General features: G+C 62.9%; 9 protein-coding genes. 5 read left to right on the top strand and 4 right to left on the bottom strand.

Annotated elements, in window-relative coordinates:
* Positions 1-328 (top strand): aromatic amino acid lyase (locus HB375_RS17100; RefSeq protein ID WP_167674232.1); only part of this gene is annotated, 328 nt, incomplete at its 5' end.
* Positions 329-371: 43 nt separating this feature from the next.
* Here HB375_RS17100 and HB375_RS17095 read toward each other — a convergent pair.
* Entirely contained in the window at positions 372-662 is a 291-nt protein-coding gene (locus HB375_RS17095) for a hypothetical protein (RefSeq protein WP_167674230.1), read from the bottom strand.
* A gap of 81 nt (positions 663-743) precedes the next feature.
* On the opposite strand from HB375_RS17095, the gene HB375_RS17090 reads away from it, so the two are divergent.
* Positions 744-1,280, top strand: a complete 537-nt coding sequence (locus HB375_RS17090; RefSeq protein ID WP_246728557.1) for a GNAT family N-acetyltransferase — start codon at positions 744-746, stop codon at positions 1,278-1,280.
* Here HB375_RS17090 and HB375_RS18540 read toward each other — a convergent pair.
* From HB375_RS18540 to HB375_RS17075, 3 genes are read right to left on the bottom strand one after another with little or no spacing between them, the layout of a single operon-like run.
* Positions 1,277-1,723: a GNAT family N-acetyltransferase gene (locus HB375_RS18540; RefSeq protein ID WP_167674228.1), complete on the bottom strand. Its 447-nt coding sequence runs from the start codon at positions 1,721-1,723 to the stop codon at positions 1,277-1,279. The two genes, HB375_RS17090 and HB375_RS18540, sit on opposite strands and share 4 nt — an antisense overlap.
* Complete coding sequence (locus tag HB375_RS17080) at positions 1,720-2,958, bottom strand: allantoate amidohydrolase (RefSeq protein ID WP_167674226.1); 1,239 nt, start codon at positions 2,956-2,958, stop codon at positions 1,720-1,722. The genes HB375_RS18540 and HB375_RS17080 overlap by 4 nt, the downstream gene beginning before the upstream one ends.
* A 41-nt stretch (positions 2,959-2,999) precedes the next feature.
* A complete protein-coding gene (locus tag HB375_RS17075) occupies positions 3,000-4,043 on the bottom strand; it encodes an NAD(P)/FAD-dependent oxidoreductase (RefSeq protein ID WP_167674224.1) in 1,044 nt (347 codons plus the stop codon).
* 169 nt (positions 4,044-4,212) lie between these two features.
* Here HB375_RS17075 and HB375_RS17070 point away from each other — a divergent pair, with 169 nt between their 5' ends.
* The 3 genes from HB375_RS17070 to HB375_RS17060 are packed head-to-tail and all read left to right on the top strand — an operon-like array spanning position 4,213 to position 6,460.
* On the top strand, positions 4,213-4,539 hold the full coding sequence (locus tag HB375_RS17070; protein ID WP_343232435.1) for a hypothetical protein: 327 nt from the start codon (positions 4,213-4,215) through the stop codon (positions 4,537-4,539).
* Between the two features lies 1 nt (position 4,540).
* Complete coding sequence (locus tag HB375_RS17065) at positions 4,541-5,419, top strand: SMP-30/gluconolactonase/LRE family protein (protein WP_167674222.1); 879 nt, start codon at positions 4,541-4,543, stop codon at positions 5,417-5,419.
* A gap of 3 nt (positions 5,420-5,422) precedes the next feature.
* A complete protein-coding gene (locus HB375_RS17060; protein ID WP_167674220.1) occupies positions 5,423-6,460 on the top strand; it encodes an aldose epimerase family protein in 1,038 nt (345 codons plus the stop codon).
* Positions 6,461-6,617: the final 157 nt, after the last annotated feature.

Here is a 6,617-nt window from a genome sequence, read left to right as displayed (position 1 = left end):
CATTCCCGGCAAGTCGAATGCGGAAGATCACGTGTCGAACTCCACCTGGTGCGGGCGCAAGGCCCGCACCGTGGTCGAGAACGTGGAGCAGATCGTAGCGGGCGAATTGCTGATGGCGGCGCAGGCGCTGACCCTCGTTGAGCCGCTGGCGAAGGACTATCCGCTCGGCCGAGGCTCGCAGGCGGCGATCGGGGCTATCCGCGCAATCATCCCGCCCGCGCTCGACGGCGACCGCTGGTACGCCACCGAAATGCGCCAGGCGCTCGATCTCGTGCGCTCCGGCGCGGTGGTCGAGGCGGTCGAAAGCGCCATCGGCGGACTGGAATAAAGAAAAAGGCTCGGCCATGCCGAGCCCATCGCTGAAAGAATCGTCAGTAGCAGCGGCGAACGCCGCGGAAAACGACGCGCCCGCTCGGCGTCACTACGCGCTGACGCACCAACCGGCAGCGCGGCATGGGGCGCACGCCGCATTGGCGCACATTCTGATAAACAACGCGGCCGTTGGGAAGGACAGTTCTTACGCGGCGCACGACGCAAGCCGCATCCTCCACGAGAGACGGCGCTTGTCCCGGCAGCGCGTTGAACCGAGCCTGCGCTTCGGAGGCAGCCCAAAAGCTGCTGCCGAGCAAGAGAAGCATGGCGGCTGGAATCACAGCTCTCATGATGAATATCCTTCTTCTTGTGAGGGACTGTCGACAACGGCTCCGCTATGACATGGTTCCAATGAAGGTGAGATGAATCCCATGATGCCTCGCGTGACCATCCAGCCTGTCTCCGCCGACGATGCGGAGGAATTGATCATGGCTAATCTCGCAAGCATTGCGCTGCACGAGCCATGGGTCTCGCCCTGCCGCGATCATGCATCCTTCATGGCGTATCTCGCGCGTTGCGATGGAGAGAAGACCGTGGGGCTGATCGCGCGCGAGCGCGAGAGCGGGCGGATCGTCGGTGTGATCAATATCAGTGAGATCGTACGCGGCCTCTTTCTCAATGCCTATCTCGGCTACTACGGCATGGCGGGCATGAACGGGCGCGGGTTGATGGCCGAGGCCGTTGCGCTTGCGGTGACTTATGCCTTTCACACGCTCGGCCTTCATCGCGTGGAGGCGAATATCCAGCCAGACAACAAGGCATCGCGCGCGCTCGCAGAGCGACTGGGCTTTCGCAAGGAGGGATATTCACCGCGCTATCTCAAGATCGCGGGCGAATGGCGCGACCACGAGCGTTGGGCAATTCTGGCGGAGGAGTGGGACGCCGCGAAAGGAGAAGTTTCGCGCTAAAGCTTCTTTTGCAGAAAGACGCGACTATTACCCACCGGGTAATCCGGCAGCTCGCCGAACCGCACATAGCCGAGGCGTTCATAAAGCACCGCAGCTTTGGGGTTGAGCGTGTCGAGCCATGCGGAGTGGCAGTCGCGACGGCGCGCTTCATCCTCTGCCATCGCGATCATTCGCGTAGCGAGACCTAAGCCACGCAATTGATCGGGCACGAAGAGAAGCTCGATGGCGAGCCATCCGCTTGCCGTGCGGCCCAGAAGGCCGCCAAGCGCCGCGCCGCTCTCAGGATCACGAAGCGCAATCGCGATGTCTTGACCCGGAGCCGAGTTATGAAAGAGAGCGCCGTTGTGAGCGCGAAGGCCGGTGCGGATCGTCCGGTACAGATCGCTATCGGACTCGCCCGGCGGCTCGAAAGCCGGATGCGGCGCCTTTGCGGCGGCGTTCACGCGACGATCCTTCTGACTGTTTCCAACAGTACACGCGCCGCGACATCTGCATCCTCGACCGTGATCGACTCTGCGGGGTTGTGGCTGATGCCGCCCTTGCAGCGCACGAAGAGCATGGCGACAGGGCAAAGCTCCACCATCGCCATCGCATCGTGACCCGCGCCGGACGGCAGATAACGTAGCTCGAGGCCGAGGGATGAGACGCCTGCCTCGAATGCGCTCATGAGGCCGCGATCCATGGGTGTCGCGGGAGAATCCATAAAGGGATCGAAATGGAACGTCACGCCGCGCCGCGCGGCGATGGCTTCGCATTCCCGCACGATCTCGGCGACCATCGCGTGGCGCACCACATCGTCGGGCGAGCGCGCATCGAGCGTGAAGTCGACCCGCGCAGGAATGACGTTGATCGCGCCAGGTTTCACCTGTGCGACGCCGACGGTGGCCACCGTGTCGGGCTGATGCGCGCCGATGCGCTCGATGGCGAGCGTCATCTCCGCGACGGCGGCGAGCGCATCGCGGCGCATATTCATCGGCACTGTGCCGGCATGGCCCGCTTCGCCGGTGACGAAGGCACGCGCGCGGGTTGCGCCATTGATGGCGGTGACGATGCCGATGGGCCGGTTCTCGACCTCCAGTAACGGCCCCTGTTCGATATGCACTTCGAGATAGCCGCGATAGCGCTTGGGATTGCGCGTGAGCGCGGCAATGCCGTTCGGATCGCCGCCGAAGCGCGCCAACGCATCGCGCAATGTCACGCCGGCCGCATCCTCGCCGTCGAGCCAGGCCGGGTTGTAGCGGCCGGAGAGTGCGTAGGACGTTGAAAGATTCGTCGGGAAGCGTGCATTCTCTTCGTCCCCGAAGGCAATCACTTCGATGGGGCAGGAGGGAACGATGCCTCGCGCCTTCAAAGCCTCGGCGATGACGATGCCGAGAATGACGCCGAGGTTGCCGTCATAACGGCCCGCATCGACCACGGTGTCGATATGCGAGCCGATGATGAGCGCTGGCGCATCGGGGTTGCGTCCCTCGATGCGGCCAACGACGGAGCCGAGCGTATCGATATGCGCTGTCAGCCCCGCCTCCTGCATGAAGCCGCGCGTCGCCTCCGCGGCAGCGCGATGGGAGGGCGAGAGATAAAGCCGCGTCAGGCGCTCCGGCTCGTCGCTGTAGCGGGCGAGCGCATCGAGCAGCGCCATGGCGCGACGGCCGAGGGAGAGGTCGGAGGAGTGCGTCATGGCAAGAAGAGTTTCAGGAACCGCTGCGCTTCGCAAGAGGCTTAGGCGGCGACGCCGAGTTTCTTCTGCAGGCTGGTCGACGAGGTCGTGTATTGGAAGGTCAGCCGTTTGTCGGGATAGACGTAGCGATGCACCCGCTGCGCCGCGAGCGCGCCTTCATGGAAGCCGGAGAGAATGAGCTTCAGCTTGCCGGGATAGGTGTTGATGTCGCCGATGGCGAAGATGCCCGGAACGTTCGTCTCGAACTTTTCCGTGTCCACCGGGATCAGGTTTTCGTGCAGGTTCAGGCCCCAATCGGCAATGGGACCGAGTTTCATGGTCAGTCCGAAGAAGGGCAGGATCACATCGCAATCGACCTTGAAGGTCGAGCCGTCGTCCTTGCGGATCACCGCGCCTTCGAGCACGGGCGCGTCGCCCACGAGAGCGGTGACCTGCCCGAGGTGCAGATCCATGTCGCCAGCGGAGACGAGAGAGCGCATTTTTTCCACCGTGTGCGGCGCGGCGCGGAAGGCGTCGCGGCGGTGGAGAAGCGTCAGGCGTTCAGTGATGGGCTGAAGGTTCACGGTCCAGTCGAGGGCGGAATCGCCGCCGCCGATGATCAGCACGCGCTTATCGCGGAACATCTCCATGCGGCGCACGGCATAGAACACGCTGGTGCCCTCATAGGCCTCGATGTTCTCGATCGGCGGCTTCTTGGGCTGGAACGATCCGCCGCCCGCCGCGATGATCACCGCCTTGCAGAGGAAGGTCGTACCGTTCTCTGCGGTTTTCACGCGGAACAGAGGCGCTTCGGGCGTGCCGAGGGATTCGAGGCTTTCCACCATCTCACTCAAGTGGAAGGTGGGATGAAACGGCTCGATCTGCGCCATCAGATTGTCGACGAGGCCCTGCCCCGTGACCATCGGAAAACCGGGAATGTCATAAATCGGCTTTTCCGGATAAAGCTCGGCACACTGGCCGCCGACCTTGGGCAGAATGTCGATGAGGTGACATTTGATGTCGAGGAGCCCCAGTTCGAACACGGCGAAAAGGCCGACCGGCCCCGCACCGATGATGACGACGTCGGTTTCGATTTTGTCGGTCATGACAGGCTCCTTCGGCCTTTCGAAAAGCACGGTCCTACGCGTTTGGCAATGCGCCCAGGCCTGGCAGCTCTTCCTGATGTGGTAAGGTCTCGGCCCGGCGAAAGTTCGGCTTGCTGGGCGTGGCCTTGGGTGACACAGTTGAGGCAAATAGTCTCAAAGCGATGGCTCCATGCTTCTCCCGCGCCTTCATGCCCTATCCGACGGTTGCCGTGCCGGAGGAAAAAACCGGCCCGCTCTCAGGCCCCATATGCTGGCGCTCTCCGGCATCAAGACACGGACCGCTCCGACGGTGCGCAAAATGTTGGAGGCCGGCGCGCGGTTCGTCGGCAAGACGATCACGGACGAACTTACCTTCTCCATGAACGGAAAGAACGCCCATTTCGGCACCCCGGTGAACGGGGCCGCACCGGGGCGCATTCCGGGGGCTCCTCGTCCGGCCCGAATGAACCTGGTCACGGGCGGCAGAGTTACCGGAACGGGGGCCATGGGGGAATGATATGAGCCATCCAGACGTCCACCCGCACGCGCCGCATGTGGTGGTGGCAAGCTGTTGCGTGCTGGGCGAGGGAGCCCTGTGGGATCACCGCACCGGCACGGTCTATTGGGTCGACATCAAGAACCCCGGCATCTGGCACTACCAGCCCAAGACGTTGAAGCACGATCGCATCGAGGTGCGCGAGCCCATCGGCTTCATCGCCCTCACCGCGGACCCGGACATCGTCATCGCCGGGTTCAAGTCGGGCCTCGCAAGGCTTCACCTGTGGGGCGGCGAGGTGCAGCCCCTCGTGGCGCCCGAACCGGACAAGCCCGACAACCGCATCAATGACGGCCATGTCGGCCCTGACGGTCGTCTCTATTTCGGCACCATGGACGATCTGGAGGTGAGCCCGACTGGCTGTTTCTGGCGCTGGGACGGCCATCGTCTGACGGCGTTGCGTGAAGGCATCGTCATCACCAACGGCCCGGCCTTCAGCCACGACGGGACGGTGCTCTACGCCACCGATACGGTCGGCAGGATCGTCTATGCCCACGATATCGTCGATGACGGGCTGGGGCCGCCCCGTGTGTTCATCCGCTTTGAGGAAGGATGGGGTTTTCCCGATGGCATGACAGTGGATGCGGAAGGGCATCTGTGGATCTGCCATTGGGGTGCGTCCCGCGTCTCGCGCTTCGCACCCGACGGCTCGGTGGAGCGGATCGTGCCCGTGCCGACCGCGCAGGTGACCAAATGCGCGTTTGGCGGCCCGGATCTTACGACGCTCTACATCACCACCGCGGCCATTGGGCGTGATGCCCACATCGATCCGATGGCGGGGCATCTCTTTGCTGTCGAAACCGGCATTCCGGGCGTGAGGGCGAATATCTTCAAGGGATAGCCAATGACCATCGAGCGGTTCGGCTCCGTCGACGGAAACGACGTCCTGGAGATCACGCTTAACGGTCCGAACGGGGTGGACATGCGCGTGCTGACCTGGGGCGCGGTGATCCGCGATCTCATGGTGCCTTTGACGGATCGTCTGCAGCGCGTCGTCCTCGGGCTGAATTCGATTGAGGATTATGCCGCCCATTCGCCCTATTTCGGCGCCATCGTCGGACGCTACGCCAACCGTATCGGCCATGCGCGCTTTCACCTGGGCGGACATCTGTTTAGGCTAAATGCGAATGAGGGGCGAAACCAGCTTCACGGCGGCGCGAAAGGATTCGGCACCCGCGTGTGGACCTTGATCGACCATCAGCCATCAAGCGCAACACTGGCGCTGGTTTCCGCCGATGGCGATATGGGCTATCCGGGGCGTCTCGTCGCGACATGCACCTACGAACTGAAAGAGCCGTGCACGGTGCGGATCGTGCTCGAGGCGGTCTGCGACAAGCCGACGCCGGTCAACCTCACGACGCACAGCTACTTCAACCTCGACGGCAGCGTGGACATTTCGTCCCACCATCTGATGATCGCCGGGCATTTCATCACGCCGACGTCGCCCGATCTCATCCCCACAGGCGCAATCGAAGGCGTGGCCGACACGGCCTACGATTTCGCGACCTTGAGGCCGATTGGCGCGGCGCAGCTCATGACGCACCGCATGTCCTACGACATCAACTACGTGCTTCCCCACCACTCCGGCGATTGCGCCCATGCGGCGACGTTGAAATCGATCAGGAACAGCTTGGCCATGGAGCTTTGGACCACGGAACCCGGCGTTCAGTTCTATGACGGCCACATGCTCGATATTCCGGTGCCGGGCCTAGGCGGCGCGCATTATGGCCCCCATGCCGGCTTGTGCCTGGAGCCGCAGCGTTTTCCGGATGGCCCTAATAAGGCCCACTTTCCACCGTGTATCTTGGAGCCGGGTCAGGTGTCGCGTCAGGTCAGCGAGTTGCGTTTCGCGTTGTCGGACGAGCACCACAGGCCCGGCTGAGCTTATCTGTTGAACAATCGAGGGAAAGCCGACGATGCCTGTACTAGACGCGAAAGCTTTGGAAACGGACCCGGAGGGTGCGGCTTTCCTGCTGAGCGTTCTGCGTCAGCAAAAACCAGCGAACTCTTCGCCCCGGAATATCGAAAGAGACATTCAG

The organism is Microvirga terricola (assembly GCF_011777495.1).
GTDB classification, from domain to species: domain Bacteria; phylum Pseudomonadota; class Alphaproteobacteria; order Rhizobiales; family Beijerinckiaceae; genus Microvirga; species Microvirga terricola.
The sequence above is the reverse complement of the archived record's forward strand: the minus strand, read 5'-3'. Positions and strand labels throughout refer to the sequence as shown.

Coding starts and splice junctions, on each gene's coding strand:
- HB375_RS17080 (WP_167674226.1), bottom strand. CDS start 2,958: ATGACGCACTCCTCCGACCTCTCCCTCGGCCGTCGCGCCATGGCGCTG.
- HB375_RS17090 (WP_246728557.1), top strand. CDS start 744: ATGATGCCTCGCGTGACCATCCAGCCTGTCTCCGCCGACGATGCGGAG.
- HB375_RS17070 (WP_343232435.1), top strand. CDS start 4,213: ATGCTTCTCCCGCGCCTTCATGCCCTATCCGACGGTTGCCGTGCCGGA.
- HB375_RS17075 (WP_167674224.1), bottom strand. CDS start 4,043: ATGACCGACAAAATCGAAACCGACGTCGTCATCATCGGTGCGGGGCCG.
- HB375_RS17065 (WP_167674222.1), top strand. CDS start 4,541: ATGAGCCATCCAGACGTCCACCCGCACGCGCCGCATGTGGTGGTGGCA.
- HB375_RS17095 (WP_167674230.1), bottom strand. CDS start 662: ATGAGAGCTGTGATTCCAGCCGCCATGCTTCTCTTGCTCGGCAGCAGC.
- HB375_RS17060 (WP_167674220.1), top strand. CDS start 5,423: ATGACCATCGAGCGGTTCGGCTCCGTCGACGGAAACGACGTCCTGGAG.